The sequence below is a fragment of the Streptomyces sp. NPDC051183 genome (assembly GCF_040682455.1).
Taxonomy (GTDB): domain Bacteria; phylum Actinomycetota; class Actinomycetes; order Streptomycetales; family Streptomycetaceae; genus Streptomyces.
The window spans coordinates 73,357-96,597 of the sequence record NZ_JBFBBA010000023.1 but is presented as its reverse complement, the minus strand read 5'-3'; the positions used below and the strand labels follow the sequence as shown (position 1 = coordinate 96,597).

The window sequence follows — 23,241 nt, the reverse complement described above, 5'->3', positions numbered from 1 at the left end:
TGACGCGGTGTCAGGTGACGAACAGGACGCCGCTCGACGCGCCCGCCGGGGTGTACTCCGCCAGCCGCCCGCGCAGCCCGTCCTCGCGCTGGGGCTGGAACAGGTCGTGGAACGCGCCGAGTTCGGAGCCGTCCTCGGCCCCCCGCCGGATCTCCCGCGCACACGCCGCGGAGAGCTGCCCGTAACCGGGCGTCCCGTACGCCGTGCTGGTGAACCGGGGTACGACGCGGGCCGGATCCCCCGAGGTGGCCGGCTCGCAGTGGAACGGCGCGGGCGTCTGAGAGCAAGGCGGCAGGTAGCTGAACCGGATGCAGCCGCGCTGGCGCACCGAGACGTGCACGGGGCCGTCCAGCAGGCAGTTCTCCACGAGCCCGACCTCGTGCGTGCGCACCGAGCCGATCACCGTCGTGCGCCGCGCGGACAGTTCGGCGTACGCGCACCCGTCGTCGGGACCGCCGAGCGCGGGCAGCTCCGCCGAGGTGGCGTCGAGGACCGAGTCGGAGAGGAAGATCCGGTTCGGGCCGGTGCATGCCTCGTCCGCCTCCACCACGACCGCCCCGGTGATGCTGTGGCGGACCTCCAGGCAGGCGGGGGTCCGCACGAGTTCGAGGCTCGGCTCCCCGGGGTGCTCGCAGCAGCAGTCCTCGCCGAGCGACCAGCCGGGCACGAGCGTGCAGTGGCTGACCTCCACCCGGCCGACCGGCCCCTGCACGCGTACGCTCCGGCCGGTCACCAGCAGCCCGGCGAGCCGTACCGAGGGCAGTGGGCCCCGGCCCCGGCCGGTGCCGATGAACCGCAGCGCGTCGGGCCGGTTGGCGTACCAGTCGAGCAGCCGCAACACCGGGCGGCTGCCGGGCGCGGCCCGGACGGTGAGCCGGTCGCCGTGGTCGAGCCGGATCTCGATCTGCTCCTGGAACGCCACCGAACCCACGAGTTCGATCACCGCCTCGCGGCGCGCCGGGTGGGCGCGCTTCTCCTCGTACCAGCGCGAGACCGCGTCCATCAGCCGCTCGAACTCCTGCCCGGGCCCGACCCGGTAGAGGGCCGCGTCCGGTCCCGCGGGCAGGGCGGCCACCGGATACTCCCCGCCGCCCATGGGTGCCGAGAAGGCGTGGTGGTAGCTCACCCGCACCCCGGAGTCGGGGGCCGAGCGGGCCGGGAAGGCGATCCGGCCGAGGACCGGGTCCACGGCGACCTGCCCGCGCCGCGGCGCCTGGCCCCAGTCGGAGAGGTCCGCCGCGACGATCGCCGACAGCGGCACGGGCGTGTCCCCGTCCGTCCAGATGCACAGGCTCTTGCCCGGCCCGTAGTAGTGGGCCGTGCGCTCCTCGAACGCGCGGCGCCGGATGAAGGCGGGCACGTTCGTCTCGTCCGCGATGTGCGTCGGCGCCGGCTCGCGCACGGGCCGGGTCACCAGCGGGGTGTCGTTGCCGAGGATGCTGAAGGTGTAGTGGCTGCGGTCGCGGTCGACGCAGTACGCGGGCGCCCGGGTCAGCGGGTACGCGCCGAGCCGCCACACGAACAGCCCGACGCCCGCGACGCCCTCGTGCCCGGAGCTGTGCGCCGACTCGATCCGGCGTACGTCGGCCGTGTGGGACAGCCGGTCGAACGGCCCGTCGACCAGGTCGAGTTCCTCCCCCCGGCGCAGATCGGCCAGACCTCCGAGGCGCAGGCGGTCCTCGATGTCCCGCGGATACGCCGAATACCGCCGTACGGGCTGGTCGTGGCCGAGCGTCGTACGGAACTCCACCGCCCGCGCGGGCCAGTCGGCGACATCGCGCGCCAGGTCCTCCAGCGCGGCGAGGGTGCCCTTGCGGCGCCGGTTCGCTAGGGTGCGGGCCACGTCCCGCCGGGGCGCGACCACGGCGGCCAGCCGCGCCGCCCCCTCGCCCCCGCGGGCCAGCGCCTCCTCGTAACCGGGCAGTGCCTCGTACCCGACCAGGGCGCCGATGTAGGGCAGGAGCCAGTCCTGGCAGGTCTCCACGAACCAGTCGGCGTACTGCCGGCGCACCGACTCCCGTACGAGGGCGCGCTGTTCCTCCACGACCGCCAGCAGCGCCCGCAGCGGCATTCCCTCCTCGGTGTCCCGGCGGCGGTGGAGCGCCGGCAGCAGCTCGTACAGGGTCCGCTCCGCACCGGTGGTCACGGCAGCCTCCGCAGGATCAGCGTCTCGGGCAGGTCGGGGGTCATGACGGCGAGTTGGGCCGGGCGGACGGCCGTGGCGACGACGAGGCGCCGGCCCCGCGGCAACACCGGGGAGCGCAAGCCCGGGTTGAGGGCGACGAGCTCCTCCACCCGTACGCCGTACCGCACGGCGATCGAGGTCAGCGTGTCGGTGGTGCCGGTCGGGTCGTAGCCGACGACGTGCACCAGCGGTTCGGCCCGTGCCGGGAGCGCCTCCACCGTGCGCGCGGCGCCCCGCAGGTCGGAGACCAGGTCGACGAGGGCCAGCGGATCGGCGGCCGCGGTGATCCCGGTGAACACGTCGACGTCGACGTAGTCCACCCCCGGAACCGCCTGCATCGCGGCCAGTACCCGGCTCAGGCGGGCCGGCTCGGCGAGGTCGCGCGCGGCGAAGCCCAGTACGCCGAGCACGGCGGACCGCACCGCCGGCTCCACGGTCTCGAAAGAGTGGTCCGGCAGCACCTTCAGCCCGGCCGACAGCACCAGCAGCACCAGCTCGCGGACGTCGGCCCGGACCGGGACGTGCGGGTCCCCGAAATCGGTGAGCGCGGCGGACAGGCTCCCCATCAGCGGATCCCCGACGGACAGGGGCACGTCGCCGGCGCCCGCGACCGTGACGTGGACGATCTCGCGCCGGCCGTCGAACAGCCGGGCGGCCGCGGCCCGGCCGATCCCGGCGCGGCCGCGCGCGAAGTCGGCGTAGTCCCGTACGGACAGCAGCCGGTCCAGGGCCCGGGTGCGCAGCGGGACCCCGGCCCGGGTGTCGCGCGGCCCGTCGGCGGCCGCGCCGCCCGTGGCGGCGAGCGGATTGGTCACCGCGCTCACCCCGAGCGGCCTGCTGACGGCCTGGGTGATCCGGCCGGGCGGCAGATTGCCGTCCGGGCCCGCACCGACCCGGTAGACGGCGGTGACGTTCTCCACCCCGGTCGGGAGCCGGGACCCGTGCACGCCGTCGCCGAAGGAGACCGTCGCCGTGCCCGCGGCCTCCTCGAGGGCGTACGCCTGGTCCGTCGGCCCGAGCAGCGAGAGGTCCTCGGCCCGGTGCCGGCGGACGGCGTCCACCCGTACGGTCAGCGCGGGTTCGGCGCCGCCGGGGGTGTCCGCCGGCAGGTACGTCAGCGGCGCGGCCGCCGTGGCCTGGCGCAGCGCGAAGGACTGCCCGGGCCGGGCGGCGTCCCCGCTGCCGAGCACCTCCGAGCGGGTTTCGCCCTGCGTGGCGGGCACGACGTTGCCGTGGACGGTCACCGTGTCGCGGCGGTAGGAGTAGGTGAGCGGCGCCGCGAGGAGGAGCGTCGTGTGCACGGTGTCCCCGCCCGTGTCCGAGCCGACGCCCTGGCGGACCGCGGCGACCATGGCCGGCTCGCTGCCGAGTACGCCCGTGGTGCCCGGAACGTCGGTGCGCTCGCCGGAGACGACCAGCCGACGGCCGGGCAGCAGCCCGGGGCAGACCTGCGCGAGCTCGATCCGGTCGCCCTCGACGTCGTCCGTGACCGGGTCCTCGGCGAGGGCGAGGTCCTCGCCGGCCCCCCACACCGTGATGTCCCCGTACGGGACGGCGCGGTCGTCCCGGGCGTGCCAAGGGCCGTCGACGGTGAGCCGGGTGACGGGCACGAAGACCGCCGGCGCCCCGGCCGGCGTGGGGAAGCGCACCCGCAGCTGGGCGGCGTCGACGACCCCCACCACCCGAAGGGGCTGCGTTGCGCGGGCCTGTTCGGCGACCACCCGGGTGCCCGGCAGCACAGCGTCGTGGTGGCCCTCCAGGTACAGGTACTCGGTGCCCTCGGGCGCCGTCCCGTGCTGCGGGTCGACCGCCGGGTCCAGGGGCCGCGCCTTGACCCGGAGTACCTGGACGCCCGCCGCCTGCCGGGGCGGGGCGATCCGCTGCGTGGCCCAGGCCTGGTGCACCCCGCCGGCGAGCCGGGGATCGGCCGCGGCGAGCAGCCCGGGTACGGAGTCGGAGGACGCGTCCCACAGCTCGCACAGCCCGGTGGCCAGATCGCGGCCCGCCGCCGGGAGCCGGGGCGGGGTACGGCGCAGAGCGGGGAGCACGGCGGCGGTGGCGACGAGGGCCGTCGCCCGGTCGCAGTCGGGGGAGCCGCAGCCGCCCCGGCCCGCAGCTTGGCTGCCGTCCGACGCGGCCGGGTTCCGCTCCCCGGCCCCAGCCCGGTCATCGCCCAGGTCGGGGCAGGCCAGGCTGTGCGCGAGCTCGCGCAGGTACTCGACCTCGGGCAGGCTCCGGCGCCGCTCGGCGGCCACGGCGACCAGCGCCGCGCGCAGCGCCCGTACCGCGGCGGCGACTTCGTCGGCCAGCCACCCGGCCGTCGCCGCGTTCGCCCGCGCGGTGGTGAAGGCGACGCCCTCGGTGAGCAGCCGGGAGGCTTCGGCGAGCCTGCGGTACCCGTGGCTCACGGGACCGCCGTCGGGGGCGATCTGGTAGAGCGCCGCAGCGAGGGCCGCCCGCAGCACGGCCGCGGCCGGTACCGACGGGCCGCTGTCGGAGGCGGCCACGAGCGCGTCCCGGGCCGCCTCGACGGGGTCGGCGGGGGAGAGCGGGACGAGGTCGACGACGGTGAGCGCGGCCGGATAGTCGGCGGTGGCGGACGCCGCGACCCGGACGGCCGGCTCGTGGGCCGTGCCGAACAGCAGCAGCAGCCGGTCGCCGGGTTTGATGCCCAGCGCGGGACCGGTGAAGGTGAGGCGCTCCAGCCGCTCCGCCGTCCGGGCCTCCAGCCGGGGCGGCGCGGTCATCCGTACCGCCAGGGCGTTCCACCGGGCGTCGGCCGACAGGTCCTCGGAGGTCTCGAAGGTCTGCGGCAGCTGGCCCTGCGCGGGCACGCTCTTGGCCTGCGACCCGGCCGGTACGACGGCCCGCGCGCCGGGGTCCAGGGTGTAGGCGAGGTACGCCCCGGAGCCCAGGGCGGGGCGCGGCCGGTGGCCGACGAGCCGCCCGAGCCGGACCAGCGACTCCGGCTCCACGGCGGTGGCCAAGTAGCCCTCCTGCGCGTGGCGTTCCCCGTAGAAGGTCAGGATGTCCGCGACCACCGCCCAGCAGTCGAGCAGCGCGACGGCCGGATCGTCGGCCGTACGGGCCGTCAGCCTGGCCAACTCCGGGCGGCTCGCCAGCCGTTCGAGCATCGAGGCCATGAACCGGCCGTGCGTGCCGATGCGGTAGTCCAGCGCCGACAGGCCGGGCGGGTTGTACGTGGACGCGGGCGTCGGCAGCCCCCCTTCGCACCCGCACCCGCACCCCCCGCCGAAGCCGCCCCCGCACGCACCGTGCCCGTTCATCGCCCGCCCCCGATCCGCAGTTCCAGTACGCCGTTCTCCGGCCGCGCCGGATCCGCGTCGAGCCGCGCGATCTCGTCCGGCCCCAGCAGCAGCACCCTGTCGCGCAGCGCATCCGGCGACGGCTCGAACAACCGCTCCAGCGCGGTCACCGACACCGACAGGACACCGGGCAGCGCTGCGACCGCCGCGATGATCCGGCTCACCCGCACCGGAGTGCCGAAGGTCAGCGCATCGGGGTGGAAGAACGCCGGCGCGCCGTCGGCCGACACCCCGTGGCCCAGCACCCGCGACACGGCCGCGCGCACGTGCCCGGCCACCGCCGACGGCTCGGCCTCGACGCACAGCGCGAGCCGCAGCGGCACCTGCCGGGCCGGCCCGACGCGCACCTCGTGCCCGATCCGCCGCACCCGGTACAGCCGCTCCCGCACCTCCTCCAGCAGCCGGTCGGGGGCCACGTCGGCGCCCAGCGCGTCCACCGCCACCTGGGCCTCGTACCAGGAGCCGGTCCACCGCAGCCGGGCGCCGGCCCGCTGTACGCCGGGCACCTCGCCGGCCAGCGCCGCGTAGTCCGCCTCGGTGACGGCCCGCAACAGCCGCCGGGCCGCGTGCCCGGGAGCCCGCCGGCGCACCTGCGCGAGCGGCTCCGGGGCGACGCCGCCGGTGGCCGGCAGCGGGTTGCGCACCCGTACCGAGACCCCCGACACCCCGCACAGCTCGACGGTGTCGACCGCCTCCGCCCCGACGTTGCCGGCCGTCCCGTTCCCGAGCCGGTAGCGCAGCCGCAGCGCGGCTCCGGGGGCGGGCAGGGCGCCCGCCCGGCCGTCGCCGAAGCGCAGGCCGAGCACGCCTTCGTCGTCGAGCTCGCCCACGAAGGCGCGGTCGGCGGGACCGCAGTCGAGCAGGTCCCGCCGGGGCAGCCACGCACCCGATTCCCCGCCGACCGCGGTGACCTCCACGGCAGGCAGCGCCTCCCGGGGATCGGGCGCCAGGGCCCGCCCGGCAGGCCCGCGGAAGACGGCGCGTCCCGGATCGAGCGCGTTCCCCTCGGCGTCGCCCCAGGTCTGCCCGATCTCCCAGCCCTCGTCGGCGGCCGCCAGTACGTACCCGGCCCGGGCCCGGCAGGCGAGTTCACCCAGCCGGGCGAGCTTGCGCGCCAGCAGCTCGTCGAAGCGGGCCGCCAGGGTCCGCAGCGCGGCGACCGGGTCGGCCGCCGGGCGCACCCGGCGCAGCACGGCCGCGCCGAAGACGGTCGTCAGCCAGGCGAGCGCCTTGTCGTCGGGGCGCCTGCCCTCCTCGGCGGCGCGCAGCAGGGCCAGCAGCCGCTCCCGGGCGCGGCCGGCGACCCCGTCGAGCCGCCCGGCCTGGGCCCGCGCGACGTCCGCCGGCAGCGGGAACGGCACCGTCCAGGTGACCGGCGTCGCCCCGCCGTCGCCCGGCACCCGGGGCATGAACCGGTCCGAGAGCGGCGGGTACGCGGGCAGCAACTCCGGCCCGCCGGTCCCGGCGCACCCGAACTCCGGCGGGCACGGGCACCCCGGGACGCCCGCCGGCTCCTCGGGCCAGGTCACCCGCTCCGGGTCCGCCCCGCACCAGGTGCGGCTCGCGCCGTGCTCGACGAGTACGGCGTTGCCCCGGGCCACGGCGACCTCCAGCGGGGTGCACCGGGGCCCGCCGACGGCGCTGACGCGCAGCGGGAACCGCAGTGCGTCCTCCTCGGCCCACTCCACCTCCAGCAGGTGCTGCTCGTAGAGCGCGTCGACGCGGCGCCGGACCCCGGTGAGCCGTACCGCCTGCCGGTGGCCCCGGTCGGCGTCGGCCGGCAGCCCGGTCACCGCCCCGAGGACCTCCTCGAAGACGAGCACGTCCCCCGGTTCGAGGTGCAGCCGGTGTTCGCCCTCCCCGTCCCGCAGCGCCGCGGAGGTCGCCCCCGCCGGCAGGCAGAACTCAGGTTCCCCCCAGGCCCACAGCCGGATCCGGGCGTGCGCCGGACGGACGGTGACGGGCTCCGCGGGCACGGGCTCGAAGACCTGCCCGCCGGCCCGGAAGCGGAAGGTCCCGGCCGGGAGGGTGACCTTCGAGTCCGCGGACAGGCACACGAACGCCCGCGCTGCGCAGCCGTCGTGCATCGGGTAGTCGACGAGCCGCACGTGACGGCGTACCGACGTCCGCAGCCGGGCGGTGTCCAGATAGGCCTCGGCGGCGACGGCGTCCTGCTCGCAGCTCAACTGGTCGCCCGCGTACGCGAGGAGCTCGACCAGCGTGATCATCAAGTCGGCGGCGTGCCGCTCACCCCACTCCGGCATGGTCAGGGCGAGCCGCTCCAGCAGCACCCGGCGCAGGCTGGCGTAGTCCTTGGCGAGGTAGTCCAGGACCGGCTCGGGGAACGCCTCCGGCCCGCACGGCTCGGGCCGGCAGTCCACCAGCGCCGGGCAGTCCTGGCCGAAGGTGAAGTCGACGGACGCGAAGAACGGGTCGAACCCCGCCGGGGGTTCCGTGCCCGGCCGCCCGAACGGGTCCGTCCGCACCAGCCGGAGGCAGTACGTGGAGATGTCGCCCGGACGGTCCAGCTCCAGCAGCAGCCGGCCGGGCAGCTCGGGATCCGGATCGTCATCGGGACCCGCCTCGACCGAGACCACCCGCAGGTCCCGGGCGACGACCCCGCCGTCGACCCGGAAGTTGGCCGGCACCAGCCCCTCGGGCGCCGGACCGAACAGCGTGACGGCGAGCCGGGTCCGGCTCTCGTCCACCGTCACGGCCTCGATCCCGCCCAGGCCGGCGGCGCGGGCGTCCCGTGCCCGTGCCGCGAGGGCGCGCTCGCCGCTCACCTGATCACCCCGCTGTCGAAGGTCTCGGTCCGGACGGCGCCGGTGGCCAGGAGTACGTATCCGATCTCGATCCGCAGCGTGGAGTCCTCGGCCGCGACGTCGAGCGAGCGCACGGCGATCACGTCACCGAGCCAGCGGTGCAGGGCCCCCTGGACGGTCACCTGCAAGGCGGCCGCGAGATCGGGGCTGTTCAGCTCGAAGACCAGGTCGAGCAGACCGCAGCCGAAATCGGGCCGGTTGACCCGCTCGCCGGGACTGGTGAAGAGGACCTGCTCGATCATGTCGCGCACGTGGTCCTCGGGGCCGGTGAGCCGCGTGCGCCCGGTACGGGCGATCCCGAACGGGAAGTCGATGTCCACGGCGCTCACCCCGCCGTCACACGGAGCTGGCCGGCGACGACCATCGGAGTCGTCGGCGGCGGCCCGACGCACACGCCCGAGCCGGGCACCGGACCGGCCGGCGGGATCTCCTGGACGAGCACGGCCCGGCCCCCGGCCAGCACCCGCGCCGCGAGTCCCGTCCAGAGCACCTTCGTACAGGGCGGCGAACCGGACACGCCCGGACAGCCGGTGACGACCAACTGGTCCAGGGCGGTCGCCAGCGGCGCGCCGCCGACCAGCACCCGCGTCTGGGCGGGGGTGTCCTGCACCTTGGCGAGGTGCCCGCAGGTGACCGCGGTCGCGGTCGTGACGATCACACCGGGCATCGGGCTCACCCCGGCAGCACGGTGAGCGCGCCGTTGCCGAGGTCGATCCCGGCCTGCGTCACCTTGATCGTCGGTCCGGCGGCGGAGGCACCGATCTCGATCCCGCCCTCGTAGAGCCGGATGTACGGACCCGCCGGGCCCTTCAGCTGCAACAGGATGCCCCCCGAGGGCCCGGCGAAGTCGGAGATCAGCAGGCAGCTCTGGGCCGGCGTCCCGATGACGACCTGCGGTACGCCGTCCGGCGCGGCCTGCGCCGCGGCCGGCACCTCGCCGGCCCCGCCGCGCCAGAACCCGGTCCACACGGCCCGGTCCGCGTCGCCGTCCAGGAACTGCACCCAGACGCCCGAGTCGATCAGCGGGACGACGTACATCCCGCTCGCCAGCCCTGCGAGCGGCGTCGCCGGGCTCGCCCAGATGCACGGGTCGTTGCCGAGGACGTCCGCGACCCGCACCAGGAGCCGTCCGGACCGCAGTTGGTCGAGGTTGGAGACCACGACCCCCTGGTACAGGCCGTGGTACTTCTTCGCATCCTTCGTCACGGGATCACCACCGGGGTCAGAGAGCCGAGGCCGTCGCGGGTGAGGGTGAAGCTCTGCTTGTACTCGCCGCGTCTGATGTCGTGGGTGACGCTGGAGACGTAGTACAGCCCGTCGTACGCGAGGCCCGCGCCGCGCACGCCCACCAGCCGTCGGGCGCGCAGCACGTGCCCGTAGCGCAGCACGTCGAGCTTCCCGGTTCCGCGGATCGCGTCGGCCGACGTCGACTTGCGGCTCAGCCCCAGCAGCAGCGCCTCGGCCACCGACCGGTCGCTGAGGTCGGGCACCGGCTCCTCCTTGAGCGTCACCGCCGGGCGCGCCGCGAGCGGGGGGTGCAGGAGACTGACGTCGGGGACCGGCAGGGTGATCTGCACCTTGCTCGTCGGCTCGGTGATGGCGACCGTGTACTGGGTTCGGGAGAGCCCGTCGTACGTGAACGACAGCGACTCGGCGGTGGCCGCGGCGCCGGCCCCGAGCGTCAGCGCCGGCTGGACGAGCCCGGTACGTACCTCGGGCCCCCAGTAGGCGAGGCTGGTCCCCGGGACCGGCCCGGGCTCCAGGAAGAAGACGTAACCGACCTCGGAGGCCATGGCCTTGAGGTACTCCAGGTCGGTGCCCGCCTGGATCGGGATGTGCACCAGCGGGTTCGGCACGTCGGTGAGCACGGGCGGCACCGCGACCGGGACGATCCCGTACGTGGCGTACCGGGCGCAGATCGCCAGGACCCGCGCCTGGTGCGGCAGTCCGGGGAAGCACTCCCGCTCGTGCCGCATGTCCATCAGCACGGACAGGTCCTCACCGGTGATGGTCAGCACCGAGGCCCCCGGCTCCGAGCTCGGCGACAGCTCCTGCTGGGTGATGACCCCGTCCGCGAGCACGGTCGGGGTGCCGGTGACGACCGCGACCAGGACCACGCGGATGCCGGGGTCGAAGAACCCCAGCGGCAGCAGCGACTGCTGGATGACCGAGCGGGCACTCACGGCGAAGGTCAGCTGGAAGCCGCTCGCCTGCCCCGAGGAGGTGGTGACCCGGACCGACTGGAGGGCGTCGGTCAGCGGGGCGGGCACCGGGACGGCGATCATCGGCCCCATCAGGAGCATCAGCTGGAGGCCGCTAGCCACCGAGGCCCCCACCCGCGTCGAGGACGCTCGCGCCCTGCGGCATCCCGGCGGGCAGCGTGATCCGCAGCCGCCGCCCCGGGACCGCCGTCAGCGACTCGGGGGCCAGGACCCGGTGCGCGTCGGCGATCCGCCACGCCTGCTCGGGGTCGCCGAACTCCCGGGCGGCGATGTGGTCGAGGCGCTCGCCCGCGGCGACGGCGTGCGTGGTGAGCGTGGTCAGGGTGTCCGGGTCCGGCGGGAACCGGCGCCGCACGTAGGTGACGGTCCGGCCGCCGGGGAGCGTGAGCTCGGCGGTCGGGACGTTCTGGTAGCGGCTCGTGGCGGAGAACATGCCGACTCCTTCACAGACTCGTCAGGCCGAGATCGGTGGGCGTACGGTTGACCTGGCCGGCGAAACGCTCGCGGGCCCGGTGGTGCTGGAGGTAGAGCAGCCCGCCCTTGTGGCGGAAGCCGAGATCGTCGACCGTCAGTACCCGGGCGCCCACGGAGACCTTGGCCCGGATCGGGTTCAGCGCCGAGTCGAACGCCTCCTCGGCCACCGTGAACTCCGTGATCCGCACCGGCAGGACCCGGCTGCGCCCGAGCACGAGCACCGTCAGCGGAGCCTCGACCGGCGCCACCTCGATCATGCCGAGGCCGGCCATCCGGTCCTCGGCGAGGAGCTGCGCCACGCTCGGGTAGAAGCCGCTCTCCAGGGCCGCCAGGACAGGGAACAGCCCGCTCTGCGCCTCCACCGGGTGCGCGTCGGGGTCGTCGAGCTGCTCGGTGGCGTCGAACTCGGCCTCGAACTTGTACGTCTCGTGCGGCGGGCCCTTCAGCCGCTGGGCCTCCAGCCGGTCGCCCGGCTCGGGGCCGATGCCCTGCGGCTGGACCGTCCGGGTCAGGGAGTCGGGGTTGAACTGGAAAGGGACCGTCCGCACCGGTCGGCCCGTGTCCGCGTCCAGCAGCACGAAGCCCCCGCGGACCACCCGGGGCACCCCGGGGAACCCTGTCATGCCCGCCCCCGGCCCGCGCCCGGAGCGAGTACGGAGTGCACCGAACGGGCGACCGCCCTGCCGATCGCTTCCGCCCCGCCCAGGCCCTCGGCCCGCGCCAGGGGTACGACGACCGACCGGGCCTCGCGCGGCGCCCACGACGGGGCCGCGCCGGGCGCCGCGAGCAGCGCGGCGAGTTCGCCGCCGAGCGCGGCCCTGAAGGCCTCCTCCTGGTGTGCCGGGAGCCGGTGCCCCGGGAGCCGCTCCCCGAAGTCCGCACCGTCCACCACCAGCCGTTCGATGTGCACTTCCACCCTCATGACGACACCTCACTGTGCGGATCGACGGGCCGCGACCAGGCGAAGTCCCGCTCCCGCACCGGCTGCTGGAGCTTGCGGAACTCCTCCCGGGCCGCCTGGAGCACGAGCGGCATGGTGATCCCGCCCCCGTCCGCCGCGGCGAGGAAGGCGGAGTTGAGCGCGATGTTGCGGGCCATGGCCCCGCTGACGTCGAGCCGCGCGAGACGGTCGTAGTCCAGCTCGTGGCGTCCCGGCGCGTGCTCCGGGAACGCCTTGCGCCAGATCTCGCGGCGCTGCGCGACGTCCGGGAACGGGAACTCGACGACGAACCGCAGCCGGCGGACGAGGGCGGCATCGAGCTCGGAGCGCATGTTGGTCGCCATGATGGCCAGCCCCCGGTAGGACTCCATGCGTTGGAGGAGGTAGTCGATCTGGACGTTCGCGTACCGGTCGTGGGCGTCCTTCACCTCGCTGCGCTTGCCGAGCAGCGACTCCGCCTCGTCCATGAACAGCACGGCGCCGCCCGCCTCCGCCGCGTCGAAGAGCAGGCGCAGGTTCTTCTCCGTCTCGCCGATGTACTTGCTCATGACGGCCGACAGGTCCGTGCGGTACAGGTCGAGGCCCAGCTCCCGGGCCAGCACCTCGGCGGCCATCGTCTTGCCCGTCCCGCTCGGCCCGGTGAACAGCGCCGTCACCCCGAGCCCGCGGGTCAGCCGCTCGCCGAAACCCCACGTGTCGTAGACGGTCTCCTGCCGCGCCACCTGGTCGGCGATCTGCCGCATCAGGGCCGCGGAGTGCTCCGGCAGGACGATGTCGTCCCAGCCGACCTCGGGGCGCAGCCGCTGGGCCAGGCCGTCGAGCCGTGGCCGGCTGTGGGCCAGGCACGCCTCCCAGACCCGGTCCGGCCCGCTCGCCTCCGCCACCTCCACGATCGCGGGCACGTCCATCGCGAACTGCCGGGCGAGCAGATCGACAGGGACGGAGCCGGCCGCCGGGCCGAGCGCCTCCCGCCAGGCCGCGGCCCGCTCGCGCGAGGTCGGCGGCGCGACGTCGACGACGACGGTCGTACGCCCGAGGCCCTGGCCCGCGTCGCGGGAGCTGACGAAGACGGGGGCGTTCACCCGGGCGAGGAACCGCCCCAGCGCCGAGGGGTCGTACCCGCCGTGCGCATCGTCGTCCGCGTCGACGTACAGCGCTACGGGCATCAGTCCGGCCTCCCGCTCCCACAGCCGGGCCAGCCGGTCGGCGTCCGCCGCCCGCTCGGGCAGCAGCGCCACCGGCAGCCGGTAGGCCGTCAGCCCGAATGCGGCCGCCGCGCGCGCCGCGACCAGCCGTTTGCTGCCCGGCTGGCTCCCGACGAGGTGGACGACGGGCGCCGGGGAGTGTTCCCAGGCCGCCGCGCACCGGGCGACGGCGGCCTGCTGGGAGGCGGGCAGCGCCGCTTGCGCCGCGGGCAGGAGCCGGGTGACGAGGACGGACAGCCGCTCGTCGAGGTGCTGGAGGCCCTTGACGTGGTCGACGATCCGCTCGTCGGCGCGGACCGGACTCGTCACGAGCGCCGATCCCGCGGCATGGCTGATCTCGACGAGCCGCCAGAACCGCAGCGGGCCGTGCGCGGAGACCGCCTCCCACGACGGTTCGGGCAGCACGGCGAGGGCCAGCCCGAAGGTGGGGAAGGCCATCGCCCCGCTGCCGTGCGCGGCCGCGAACAGCGGCCCCATGGCCGGCGACAGCTCCTCGGCCAGGCACATGAGCAGGACGTCGCGCTCGAACCGGCTCAGGCCCAGCTGCCGGGCGAGCGCGACCAGCGGGGGCGGCGGCACGGCAGCCTCCGCCTCGGCGATCCGCGCGGCGGCCGCCGCGACCTCGTCGGCCGTGGGCCGGTCGGCCGCGGAACGGCCGGCGGTGCCCGCCCGCGCGCCCACCGGGGCCGGGGCCGGAGCCGGAGCCGGAGTCGCGGCCGGCGGCGCGTGGTGCCTGCGCCCCCAGGGCAGCGGCGGCCGCCCCTCGGCCCCCACGGGCGGGGGCGCGGGCGCGGGTTCGGAGCGGGAGGGGTGGCCGGGGCGCTCGGGCCCGGGCCGGTCCTCGGCGTGCCGGCGCAGCACCAGGCGCAGCCAGTCCAGGGAGGCGGTGAGGAACCGCGCGTTGTCGCCGTCGGTCGCGTGCATCAGGTCACCGTCAGCAGCTGGGTCGGGTCGTACACGGGCGGGTTCGCGGCGCGGTCGAGGACGAGTAGGCTGTCGACGCCGTCCACGCGCAGCCGCATGAGGTGGTCGCCGGGGCGGGCCCGCTCGACGGTGAACCGGGCGGTGTTCCCGGTGACTTCGCGGGCGGCGTGCGCGTCGCCGCCCAGCAGCAGGGACACCCGCTGGCCGGCGGCGAAGGGAGGGTCGGCGCGCAGGAGGACCTCGGCGTCGCCCTGCGCGTCGCGTGCGACGGTGGCGGGCATCGGACTGGTGATCCGCGGGGCGAGCGCGAGGTACCAGGGCCCGACCGGCAGTTCGGCCGCCGGGGACCCGGACATCAGCGTCACCGCGCAGATGCCCGCGGGCAGCCCCGAGGGCAGGGTGAGCGCCAGGCCCTGCGCGGAGCCTGCCCCGGCGGGGACGGGGACGTCGACGGAGAGGGCGGAGACGAGATGGGTCAGCCGGACGGCGCTGACCCCGGACAGGTTCGCGCCGTACAGCTCCACGGAGTCCCCGACCCGGGCCGCGCTCTGGTCGCCGGGGTAGCGCACGCCCTCGATCCGCGGCGTCGTCGACCGGACATCGGCGCCGGCCCGCGGACCGCGGCCGTCCGCACCGCGGGTGAGAACCGGCGCCGGGGTGCGCGCCGGACGCCGGGAGTCGATGAGGACGGCCCGCACCTCGAAGGCCGTGGTCAGCCGGTAGGGCGTCTGGAAGACGCTCCACAGCGAATAGATGTCCTTCTCCTCGAAGGCGTGCCAGGTGATCCGGATGCTGTCGATCTGCCGCGCGATGTCGCTGTACGGCGCGGTCTCGGCCAGGTCGCCCCGGGTCAGCACGGGCCGGGTGTGCAGCGCCTGGAGGGCGCCGCCGAGCAGCCGGTGGGCCACGAGGTCGTTGTGGTCCGGCACGTACGGCGTGAGCAGGTAGCGCAGTACGAGGGGCAGCGCCGGCTCCGCGCTCTCCCCGGGAAGCACCTGCTGCGGCGGCTCGTTGCGCAGCTCCGGAGCCATCCCCGTCTGGTAGAGGAACAGGTTGACCTGGGCCTCCTGCGCGGTCGCGTTGACCTTGTCCGGCGGGCGGACCACGGCCGTGGCCCCCGGCAGGACGGTCTTGATGCCGTCGTCGACCAGTGCCCGCAGCGTCTCGGTGACCGCTTCGATGGCCCGTGCGTCGCTCATCGCGCACCGCCCGAGCGCCGGCGCAGGTAGTCCTCCAGCGGTACGGCGGGCTCGCGCGGCGGCCTGCGGGTGGCGGCGGGTTCGGCGGCGGCGGCCCGCGGCGGACCGGAGCGGATCTCCAGCCGGCCGATGGTGATGTGGACGGTGGTCTCCTGCGGCGCGGGCGCGGCGGCGGGCCCGCGCGACCGCTGCGCCAGGCCGGCCCGCGCCTCCAGGGGCGCCCGCGGCGGCGGATCGACGGGCGGGACCGCGGCGCGGAGCGGCCGCTCGGGTGCGGGGGCGGGGAGCCGGGCCTCGGCGGGCCTCCCCGGTGCGGCGGCGCGCGGCGCCGGGGAGGCCGCCGCCTCGCCGCCGGGTCCACGCGCCGGGCCCGCTCCGGCCCGGCGGCTCGCGGGCCGGTGGGCATCGGGCGGCGAGTCGTGCTCCGGCCGGCCGGTTCCGCGCCCGGGGCCCTCGCCGGCCGGGGCGGGGACGTACGGGACCGCGGCCGGAGCCGGAGCCCGGTCCGCACCGCCACCCGCCCGGTCCGCGCCCGCTCGCGGTTGCGGCGCCGGGTGCTCGGCCGGGGGAAGCCGCACGGCGGCGTCGCGTTCGGCGTCGAGGGCGGGCAGCGGGGGATCGAGCATCGGCGGCAGGTCGAAGAACGAAGGGATCCTGGGCCGGACCGCCGAAGGATCGGGCAGGCCCAGGACGCGGTCGACGAAGTCCCTCATGTCCCGATCGCCTCCAGGTAGTAGCGGCGCCGGGCAGCACTGAGGGCGAGGACGTCCTCCTCGCGCCACCCGTACGCCCGGGCCAGCGCGTGCACGTCCGCCAGCAGGCCCCGGGCGCAGGCGTCGACATCGGCCCAGACGTGCGCCGGGACGTCGAACGGAGCGGCCCAGGCGTGCCCGCACACGGCGCACGTCAGGTCGAGCCGGATGTCCGCTCCCGGGTCCACGGAAGGCAGCGCGGCCGCGACGGCGGCGAGCACCTCGTCCGTCAACCCGGGGTGGTCCGGGGCCGCCCCGCCCGAGGCCTCCGCGCCCAGCGCCTCGCCGTCCACGGGCTCCCCGTCGACCGCGAGCACGCACCGGACGACGAGCCGCCGCCGCGCGTCGCTGGAGGCCGAGCCGCCCGGCGCCACCGCCAGGACGTCCCGGCTCGTCAGCGCCCGGAACCGGACACGCCGACCGTCGGCGCACACCTCGCCCTCCCCGGTCCCGTCCGCCCCGCCGCCGGGACGACGCAGGTCCGAGAGAGGTACGGCCACTTCCAACTCCGCCCCGCAGCCGGGGCAGTCTGCCAGGCACTCCACATCGCCGCGGAAGCACGCGGCCCGCAGCCCGACGAGCAGCGCGTCACGCGCGCCGAGCGGCAGCTCGCCGGCCTCGGCGATGGATCCCCCGCCCGCCGCGGCCGCGAGGGCCACGGCACGCGCCACCGGTCCCTGCCCGGCGGCGCCTTCCCACCCCTGCAGGAGCTGGGCCTGCGTGAGTACCGGCACCCGTCACACCGCCGGGTCGTCGAACGAGACCTCGGCCGCGGGCGGCAGGGCGATGTCGCGCACCCAGCCCTCGTTCTCCAGACGGATGTGCTGGACGAGCACCGCGTTCGCGTTCGCGTCCAGGTCCGAGAAGGGCTGGTACTCCGAGACCCAGCAGTTGAAGACGTGGTAGGAGAGCACCTTCTGGCCGGTCTCGTCGTAGACGTCGATGACGAGGTCCCGGCGGAAGTCCTTGAGGGAGGTCTCCCGCCCGCCAGGCGAATTGGCGTAGCTCCAGGTCTTGTTGGCCCACTTCTCGAATTCGAGGCCGTTCACGGTGACCCCGCGTTCGAGGACGATCGGGTCGAACTCCACCCGCCCCGGCAGTTTGGCGCTGTTGGAGGGGGCGCCGCCGTCGCGGTGCTTGACCACCTCGACGGTCCTCTTCATCCCGGAGACCTTGTGGACCCCGAGGAACGGCACGGTGCTGTCGCTGTACCGCACGCGGAAACGGAAGTTCTTGAGCGGGTCGACCCGCGCGGTGGTTGCCATCGTCTCGCTCCTCAGACCTGCAGCTGCCCGGCGAGCTGCTCGATGTGGATGATCACGAACTCGGCCGGTTTGAGCGGCGCGAAGCCGACGACGATGTTGACGATGCCCCGGTCGATGTCGTTCTGCGGGTTGTTCTCGCGGTCGCACTTGACGAGGTACGCCTCCCGGGCCGTCGTGCCCTGCAGGGCCCCCTGCCGGAAGAGACCGTTCATGAACGCGCCGACATTGAGCCTGATGGAGGCCCACAGCGGTTCGTCGTTCGGCTCGAAGACCACCCACTGCGTGCCGCGGTAGAGGCTCTCCTCGACGAACAGCGCGAGCCGCCGCACCGGCAGGTACTTCCACTCGTCGGCCAGCCGGTCCGCGCCCCGCAGCGTCCGCGCGCCCCAGACGAGCGGGCCGAGCACGGGGAAGGAGCGCAGGCAGTTCACGCCGAGCTGGTTGAGCCGGCCGTTCTCCAGGTCGGTCATCGCCACCGTGGGCGCGGTCACTCCGGCGAGCGAGGCGTCGGTACCGGCGGGCGCCTTCCACACGCCGCGCTGCACGTCGGTGCGGGCCATGACGCCGGCCACCGTGCCGCACGGCGGGACCGTCGTGGGGACCCCGCCGGCGGCCGGGTCGGGGATGAGCAGGTTCGGGAAGTAGACCACGGCGTTCTTCGCCGCGTCGCCGGTCACCGGGGGAGTCGCCATCCCGGTGACGGCGGCGTCGATGCCCGTCCAGCCCGTGGGGGGATCGACGATGAGGACGGCCCGCCGTTCCCCGCAGAGGGCCGCCGCGGGCGCCAGCGCGGACTGCGGAGCCCCGGGCAGGCAGAGGAGGTTGAAGATGTCGGTCTTCAGGAGCTGGTAGAGGCCCGTCTTGGAGGCCTGCCCGGTCGCGCCGCCCTGGTAGTCCGCCAGCGCGGGCGCGCCTCCGTCCGCTCCGCCCGAGGCCTTCTCGTAGCGGTTCGGCTTGGCGTCGTCGAAGGGGTCCTGGCTCGCGTCGGTGGGTGCGATCACCTCGTGCGCGGTGGGGACGACGTCGAGCACCGGGTTCGTGGCGGGAACGGTGACCAGGGCCGACGAACTGAGCGCCTTGTCGAGCGCGTTCGCGTCCTCGGGGTCGGAGCTCACGTTGAGGTAGCGCTCCAGCGCCCCGGTGCCCTTGTCGAGGACCGTGAGGTTGTACTGGGTCCGGGTGCCGCCGGCCGCCGGCACCTCGCTGGTGTCGTGGTCGACCCGTACGTGCAGGGAGTCGCCCCACAGTCCCTGGCCGCGCGCGACGAGCGTGACCGTCCGCGAGCCGGCGAGCTCGATGGTGGAGGTCTTGGCGTTCTTGGTGTCGTCGCTGTCCCCGGTGTGGACGAGCCGGACGATCTCGGCCTCGCTCCCGCCGTTGGCGTAGTACTGGTAGACGGCGTACCCGAGGGGGCTGCGCGGGACGACCCCGCCGAACAGCCGCTGGTAGTCGGCGAAGCTCGTGATGTGCACCGGCCGGTCGGTCGGCCCGCGCACGGCCGCCCCGACGAACGCGGTCACCGAGGTCGGCACCCCGGTGATGGTGTGCACGGCGCTCTTGACCTCGTGGATGTACACACCCGGGAAGGTGGGGCTGACGGGCACGTCCGGTCCCCTCTCACTGTCGGCTGGCGGCCAGTCTGGCGAGGCGTTGTGATCTGAGCGTCACTGATCCGTCACGGCTGGTGATGAATCTTTCCGGCCTCGACCCCGATCCTGGTGGTGCCCCTGGTGGTGGGCGCCGACAGTACGAGGGCCGGCGCGGCCGAACCGGGCCGCACGGCCCTCGAAGACGCCCCGGACGGCGGCGCGGCGCTCACCGACGCCGACGGCGCACCGGCCGCGGCGCTCGCCGACACCGGTGGCCACACGTTCTCCACGGGGGAACTGACGGGCACCCGGTTCTCCTCCATCGGCCTGAGCTGGCGCAAGGCGCCGGGCGCCGCCCGCCCGGACTTCACCGCCGAGGCCCGCCTCCGCCGCGGCGGGGCGTGGGAGGAGTGGCGGACCATTCCGCTCGAACTGGAGGAGGGGGTGGCCGAGGAGGCGCGCCGCGCTGGGGCGCCCGCCTTCTACGCGGGCCGTACCGGCGAAACCGACGGCGTGGAGCTCCGGTTCACCTCGGCGGCCGGCCCGCTCCCGCCGGACCTGCGGCTCTCCCTCATCGACCCGGAACCGGCCGCCCCCGCGCTGCCGCGCCGCGTCGGGGAAGTGTCGCAGCCCGCCATCGCGGCCCGCGCCGACTGGGCCGCGGACGAATCTCTGGCCGACCCGGGCCTGAAGCTCCAGCGTTCGCTCCGGGCCGTGCTCGTGCACCACACGGTGACCGGCAACAACAGCTACACCCGGGAGCAGGTGCCGCAGGTCATCAACGGGATCTACGTCCACCACATCGAGAACCTCGGATACGGGGACTTCCCCTACCGCTTCGTCGTGGACGGGTTCGGCGGTGTCTGGGAGGGGCGCAAGGGATCCGTCGAGATGCACCCCGGCGGTGACGTGCCCGCGATCCTCGGCGGCCACGCGACGGGCTTCAACACCGACACCTTCTCGGTCGCCCTGCTCGGCAACTTCGAACCGGACAACGGTGACGGCGGCGAGGAATCGGGCCCGGACCCGCGCCCCACCCGGGCGATGCTGGAGAGCGTCGCCGACCTCCTCGCCTGGAAGCTCGGCCAGTACGGCCTCGACCCCACCGGTACCACCCGGCTCACCTCCGCGGGCGGCGCCGGCACGAACCCGCACCCGGCGGGGGAGGAGCTCACGGTCCCGGTGATCTCCAGCCACCGGGACGTCAACGCGACGGCCTGTCCGGGCGGCAGGCTCTACGAGGCGCTGCCGGCCCTGCGCGCGGAGGTCGCCCGCCGGACGTACCGGGCGGACCCGGCGCCCGCGGACCGGACGGCAAAGCCCCGGGCCCGCTAGGCGGGCCCGGGACTTCTTCTGCACTTCGCTGACCGGCCTGCTCAACGACCGGCCTCCGCCGTGGTTACGGCCCCCGGGCGAGTGACCGGAAATCGCCACGTGCGGGGGCGAGGGGCCGACGTACTGTGGACCGATGCCCGTAGTCGACATCAGCGCCAGCGCCGAGGACTTCAACACCGATCCCTACCCGTTCTACGCCAGGCTGCGCGAGGCCGGACCCGTCCACGAGGTCATCGCCTCGGCGGCCGAGTTCGAACCGAGCTGGCTCGTCGTCGGCCACGAAGCGGCCCGTCAGGCCCTCAACCACCCGGCCCTGTCGAAGGACTGGGCCGGCTCCGGCAAGTTCCCGGACGCGCTGGCCACCGCGGCGAACTCCAACATGCTGGAGTCGGACCCGCCGCACCACACCCGGCTGCGGCGGCTGGTCGCCCGCGAGTTCACCGCCCGCCGGATGGAGGCCATGCGCCCCCGGATCCAGCAGATCACCGACGAGCTCCTCGACGCGATGGCCGCGCGGCCGGAGCGTAGCGCCGACCTGATCAAGTCGCTCGCGTTCCCCCTGCCCATGACCGTGATCTGCGAACTGCTCGGCGTCCCCGACCTGGACCGCGAGCGCTTCCGCTACTGGTCCAACGAGGTCGTCGCGCCCACTCCGGGCGCCCTGGACAACAACGCGCACCAGCACCTCAGTTCCTATCTCGCCGAGCTCGTCGAAGCCAAGGCCAAGGCGCCCGGCGAGGACCTGCTCAGCGCGCTGATCCGCACCCGCGACGAGGACGGCGACTCCCTGTCCCCGGACGAGCTGATCGGCATGGCCTTCCTGCTGCTGGTCGCCGGCCACGAGACCACCGTCAACCTCATCTCCAACGGTGTACGGGCCCTGCTGGCCCACCCCGGGCAGCTCGCGGAGCTGCGCGGCGACTTCGACGGCCTCCTGGACGGGGCGGTCGAGGAGATGCTCCGCTACGACGGCCCCGTGCAGAACTCCACCTTCCGCTTCGCCCGCGAGGACCTGGAGATCGCCGGCACCGCCATCCCGGCCGGAGCCACCGTGCTCGTCTCGCTGGCCGGCGCCGACCGCGACCCCGCCCGCTTCGCGGACGCCGACACCTTCGACATCCACCGCGCGCCGCAGGGCCACCTGGCTTTCGGCCACGGGCTGCACTTCTGCATCGGCGCCCCGCTCGCCCGGATGGAGGGCCGCATCGCACTCAGGGGCCTGCTGGAGCGGTTCCCGGACCTGGCCGACGACCCCGCCGGCGGCCCGCCGCTGTGGCTGCCCGGCAGCCTGATGCGAGGGGTGAGCCGGCTCCCGGTGCGCTGGTAGGCCGGCCGTAACCCACGAGGTCCCCTCAGATGAGGCCGTTGTCCCGGGCGTAGAGGGCGGCCTGGGTCCGGTCGCGCAGCCCCAGCCTGCTCAGGACCCGGGAGATGTGGTTCTTGACGGTGCCTTCGCTGAGGTGGAGGCGGGAGGCGATCTCCTTGTTCGTGGCCCCCGCCGAGATCAGGCGCAGGACCTCGGTCTCGCGGGGCGTGAGCGCGTCGGGGGCCGGCAGCCCGGCCGCCAGCCCCGCGAGCACTGTCTGGTCGAACTGGGCGATCCCGGCGTGCGCCAGCCGGACGGCCCGGGCGAGCTCGGCGGCCGGCAGGTTCTTCAGCAGGTAGCCGACCGCACCGGCCTTCAGGGCCCGGCTGACGTACTCGTCGTCGTTGAAGGTCGTCAGCATCACGATCTTGCACTCCGGCAGCCGGCGGCGCAGCAGAGCCGTCGCCGAGACGCCGTCGAGCCCGGGCATGCGGATGTCCATCAGCACCACGTCGGGCCGGCAGGCGGGCGCCTCCTCGGCGGCCTGTGCGCCGTCGCGGGCACTGCCCGCCACCTCGATGCCCGGCTGGATGCCCAGCAGGGCCGCGATGCCCTCCCGCACGAGGTCCTGGTCGTCGACGACGTAGACCCGTACGCTCCGACCGGTCACCAGGGCACCCCCACCGTGAGGACGGTGCCGCGCGCCGAACTGCGGATGTCCACGGTCCCGTCGGCCAGCCGCACGCGCTCCCGCAGGCCCGCGATCCCGAAGCCCTCGTCGGCCCCGCCGAAACCGCGGCCGTTGTCCGCGACGCGCAGCCGCGCGCCCTGCTCGTCGTACGAGACCGCGACGTCGATCTCGGTGGCGCCGGAGTGCCGGCAGGCGTTGGTCAGGCCCTCCTGGACCGCCCGGTAGAGCACCAGCAGCGGCCTGCGCTCGGTGCCCGACACCGCGAGGGAGATGCGCCGCTCCCCGCCGTCGAGGTGGTGCACGAGGTCGGCGAGCGCCCGGTCCAGGCCGAGCGCCCCGGACTCCGCCCCGGACTCCGCACCGCGCCCCAAGGTGTGCACGGAGGCCCGTACTTCGGCCCCGCGGACCAGCGGGCGCTGGAGAGCGCCTTCGCGGAACCGGCCGGATCGATCGAGGAGAACGCCTCAGCCGTCTCCAACTGGATCCCGATCGCCGTCAGATGGTGACCGAGGCTGTCGTGGATCTCCCGGGCCAGCCGGTTGCGCTCGCGGGCCGCGGAGAGCTCGGCGACCTGGCCCAGGGTGCCCTCCAGCCGGGCGCGGGCCCGCTGTTCGCGGACGGCCACCGCCGCCATGGCGAGCGCCAGCACCACGCCGAGGGAGAACATCAGCAGGTCCGAGATGTACTCGGCGCGCAACTGCCACTGCGGAACCCACAGGGTGAACGCCCCCGCCAGCAGGGCCACGCAGCCGCCGCCCAGGGCGATGCCCGCGGCGGGGCCGAAGGCGAAGTACCCCAGGAACGGGACGAGCACGAACAGCACCCGTGACAGCCCGGAGACGTCCAGGGCCGTCACCGCGCACAGCAGCACCGCCCTGGCTGCGAACACCGCGTACGGAACGATCCGCCACTCGCGGGCGTCCAGGACGGTCAACACCCCGAGCAGGCAGGCGAATCCGGCCGTCCGGGCGGTGAATCCCGGCCCGATCACGGACCGAGGAGG

Annotated in this window: 21 protein-coding genes; 2 read left to right on the top strand and 19 right to left on the bottom strand. The window is 75.1% G+C overall.

The genetic code is table 11. The annotated features are described in order from the left end of the window. Positions 1–10: 10 nt before the first annotated feature. From AB0M99_RS21355 to AB0M99_RS21280, 16 genes are read right to left on the bottom strand one after another with little or no spacing between them, the layout of a single operon-like run. A complete protein-coding gene (locus AB0M99_RS21355; RefSeq protein WP_365922639.1) occupies positions 11–2,146 on the bottom strand; it encodes a hypothetical protein in 2,136 nt (711 codons plus the stop codon). Next, entirely contained in the window at positions 2,143–5,472 is a 3,330-nt protein-coding gene (locus AB0M99_RS21350; protein WP_365922637.1) for a putative baseplate assembly protein, read from the bottom strand. Before AB0M99_RS21350 ends, AB0M99_RS21355 begins: the two co-directional genes overlap by 4 nt. After that, positions 5,469–8,297 carry a putative baseplate assembly protein gene (locus AB0M99_RS21345; RefSeq protein ID WP_365922635.1) on the bottom strand — a complete coding sequence of 943 codons (2,829 nt, stop codon included), beginning with the start codon at positions 8,295–8,297 and terminating at the stop codon, positions 5,469–5,471. Before AB0M99_RS21345 ends, AB0M99_RS21350 begins: the two co-directional genes overlap by 4 nt. After that, positions 8,294–8,656, bottom strand: coding sequence for a GPW/gp25 family protein (locus AB0M99_RS21340; protein WP_365922633.1), 363 nt, complete (start codon positions 8,654–8,656; stop codon positions 8,294–8,296). The genes AB0M99_RS21345 and AB0M99_RS21340 overlap by 4 nt, the downstream gene beginning before the upstream one ends. 5 nt (positions 8,657–8,661) lie before the next feature. Continuing rightward, positions 8,662–9,003, bottom strand: a complete 342-nt coding sequence (locus AB0M99_RS21335; RefSeq protein ID WP_365922631.1) for a hypothetical protein — start codon at positions 9,001–9,003, stop codon at positions 8,662–8,664. 5 nt (positions 9,004–9,008) lie between these two features. Next, the gene (locus AB0M99_RS21330) at positions 9,009–9,542 is read right to left on the bottom strand and encodes a phage baseplate assembly protein V (protein ID WP_365922629.1); all 534 of its coding nucleotides are present in this window, start codon (positions 9,540–9,542) and stop codon (positions 9,009–9,011) included. After that, a complete protein-coding gene (locus AB0M99_RS21325; protein ID WP_365922627.1) occupies positions 9,539–10,660 on the bottom strand; it encodes a hypothetical protein in 1,122 nt (373 codons plus the stop codon). The genes AB0M99_RS21330 and AB0M99_RS21325 overlap by 4 nt, the downstream gene beginning before the upstream one ends. Next, positions 10,653–10,991 (bottom strand): LysM domain-containing protein, encoded by a 339-nt coding sequence (locus AB0M99_RS21320; RefSeq protein ID WP_365922625.1) that lies wholly within the window; start codon positions 10,989–10,991, stop codon positions 10,653–10,655. The genes AB0M99_RS21325 and AB0M99_RS21320 overlap by 8 nt, the downstream gene beginning before the upstream one ends. Positions 10,992–11,001: 10 nt before the next feature. Continuing rightward, a complete protein-coding gene (locus tag AB0M99_RS21315) occupies positions 11,002–11,655 on the bottom strand; it encodes a hypothetical protein (RefSeq protein ID WP_365922623.1) in 654 nt (217 codons plus the stop codon). Further along, the gene (locus tag AB0M99_RS21310; protein ID WP_365922621.1) at positions 11,652–11,954 is read right to left on the bottom strand and encodes a hypothetical protein; all 303 of its coding nucleotides are present in this window, start codon (positions 11,952–11,954) and stop codon (positions 11,652–11,654) included. The genes AB0M99_RS21315 and AB0M99_RS21310 overlap by 4 nt, the downstream gene beginning before the upstream one ends. Then, on the bottom strand, positions 11,951–14,101 hold the full coding sequence (locus AB0M99_RS21305) for an ATP-binding protein (protein ID WP_365922619.1): 2,151 nt from the start codon (positions 14,099–14,101) through the stop codon (positions 11,951–11,953). Before AB0M99_RS21305 ends, AB0M99_RS21310 begins: the two co-directional genes overlap by 4 nt. Beyond that, on the bottom strand, positions 14,101–15,300 hold the full coding sequence (locus AB0M99_RS21300) for a DUF4255 domain-containing protein (RefSeq protein WP_365922617.1): 1,200 nt from the start codon (positions 15,298–15,300) through the stop codon (positions 14,101–14,103). Before AB0M99_RS21300 ends, AB0M99_RS21305 begins: the two co-directional genes overlap by 1 nt. Continuing rightward, on the bottom strand, positions 15,297–16,013 hold the full coding sequence (locus tag AB0M99_RS21295) for a hypothetical protein (RefSeq protein ID WP_365922615.1): 717 nt from the start codon (positions 16,011–16,013) through the stop codon (positions 15,297–15,299). Before AB0M99_RS21295 ends, AB0M99_RS21300 begins: the two co-directional genes overlap by 4 nt. Next, complete coding sequence (locus AB0M99_RS21290; protein ID WP_365922613.1) at positions 16,010–16,786, bottom strand: hypothetical protein; 777 nt, start codon at positions 16,784–16,786, stop codon at positions 16,010–16,012. Before AB0M99_RS21290 ends, AB0M99_RS21295 begins: the two co-directional genes overlap by 4 nt. A gap of 3 nt (positions 16,787–16,789) precedes the next feature. Further along, positions 16,790–17,317, bottom strand: coding sequence for a phage tail protein (locus tag AB0M99_RS21285; RefSeq protein WP_365922611.1), 528 nt, complete (start codon positions 17,315–17,317; stop codon positions 16,790–16,792). An 11-nt stretch (positions 17,318–17,328) separates the two neighbouring features. Beyond that, entirely contained in the window at positions 17,329–18,921 is a 1,593-nt protein-coding gene (locus AB0M99_RS21280) for a phage tail sheath C-terminal domain-containing protein (RefSeq protein ID WP_365922609.1), read from the bottom strand. A 117-nt stretch (positions 18,922–19,038) separates the two neighbouring features. On the opposite strand from AB0M99_RS21280, the gene AB0M99_RS21275 reads away from it, so the two are divergent. Next, positions 19,039–20,241, top strand: a complete 1,203-nt coding sequence (locus AB0M99_RS21275) for an N-acetylmuramoyl-L-alanine amidase (RefSeq protein WP_365922607.1) — start codon at positions 19,039–19,041, stop codon at positions 20,239–20,241. Between the two features lie 133 nt (positions 20,242–20,374). Continuing rightward, the gene (locus AB0M99_RS21270) at positions 20,375–21,568 is read left to right on the top strand and encodes a cytochrome P450 (RefSeq protein WP_365922605.1); all 1,194 of its coding nucleotides are present in this window, start codon (positions 20,375–20,377) and stop codon (positions 21,566–21,568) included. A 25-nt stretch (positions 21,569–21,593) separates the two neighbouring features. On the opposite strand, the gene AB0M99_RS21265 is transcribed toward AB0M99_RS21270, so the two are convergent. The 3 genes from AB0M99_RS21265 to AB0M99_RS21255 are packed head-to-tail and all read right to left on the bottom strand — an operon-like array spanning position 21,594 to position 23,229. Beyond that, a complete protein-coding gene (locus AB0M99_RS21265) occupies positions 21,594–22,217 on the bottom strand; it encodes a response regulator transcription factor (RefSeq protein ID WP_365922604.1) in 624 nt (207 codons plus the stop codon). Next, entirely contained in the window at positions 22,214–22,498 is a 285-nt protein-coding gene (locus AB0M99_RS21260; protein WP_365922602.1) for an ATP-binding protein, read from the bottom strand. The genes AB0M99_RS21265 and AB0M99_RS21260 overlap by 4 nt, the downstream gene beginning before the upstream one ends. Next, a complete protein-coding gene (locus tag AB0M99_RS21255; RefSeq protein WP_365922600.1) occupies positions 22,438–23,229 on the bottom strand; it encodes a histidine kinase dimerization/phosphoacceptor domain-containing protein in 792 nt (263 codons plus the stop codon). Before AB0M99_RS21255 ends, AB0M99_RS21260 begins: the two co-directional genes overlap by 61 nt. Positions 23,230–23,241 lie beyond the last annotated feature (12 nt).

Coding starts and splice junctions, on each gene's coding strand:
- AB0M99_RS21335 (WP_365922631.1), bottom strand. CDS start 9,003: ATGCCCGGTGTGATCGTCACGACCGCGACCGCGGTCACCTGCGGGCAC.
- AB0M99_RS21270 (WP_365922605.1), top strand. CDS start 20,375: ATGCCCGTAGTCGACATCAGCGCCAGCGCCGAGGACTTCAACACCGAT.
- AB0M99_RS21320 (WP_365922625.1), bottom strand. CDS start 10,991: ATGTTCTCCGCCACGAGCCGCTACCAGAACGTCCCGACCGCCGAGCTC.
- AB0M99_RS21305 (WP_365922619.1), bottom strand. CDS start 14,101: ATGCACGCGACCGACGGCGACAACGCGCGGTTCCTCACCGCCTCCCTG.
- AB0M99_RS21300 (WP_365922617.1), bottom strand. CDS start 15,300: ATGAGCGACGCACGGGCCATCGAAGCGGTCACCGAGACGCTGCGGGCA.
- AB0M99_RS21285 (WP_365922611.1), bottom strand. CDS start 17,317: ATGGCAACCACCGCGCGGGTCGACCCGCTCAAGAACTTCCGTTTCCGC.
- AB0M99_RS21350 (WP_365922637.1), bottom strand. CDS start 5,472: ATGAACGGGCACGGTGCGTGCGGGGGCGGCTTCGGCGGGGGGTGCGGG.
- AB0M99_RS21315 (WP_365922623.1), bottom strand. CDS start 11,655: ATGACAGGGTTCCCCGGGGTGCCCCGGGTGGTCCGCGGGGGCTTCGTG.
- AB0M99_RS21295 (WP_365922615.1), bottom strand. CDS start 16,013: ATGAGGGACTTCGTCGACCGCGTCCTGGGCCTGCCCGATCCTTCGGCG.
- AB0M99_RS21310 (WP_365922621.1), bottom strand. CDS start 11,954: ATGAGGGTGGAAGTGCACATCGAACGGCTGGTGGTGGACGGTGCGGAC.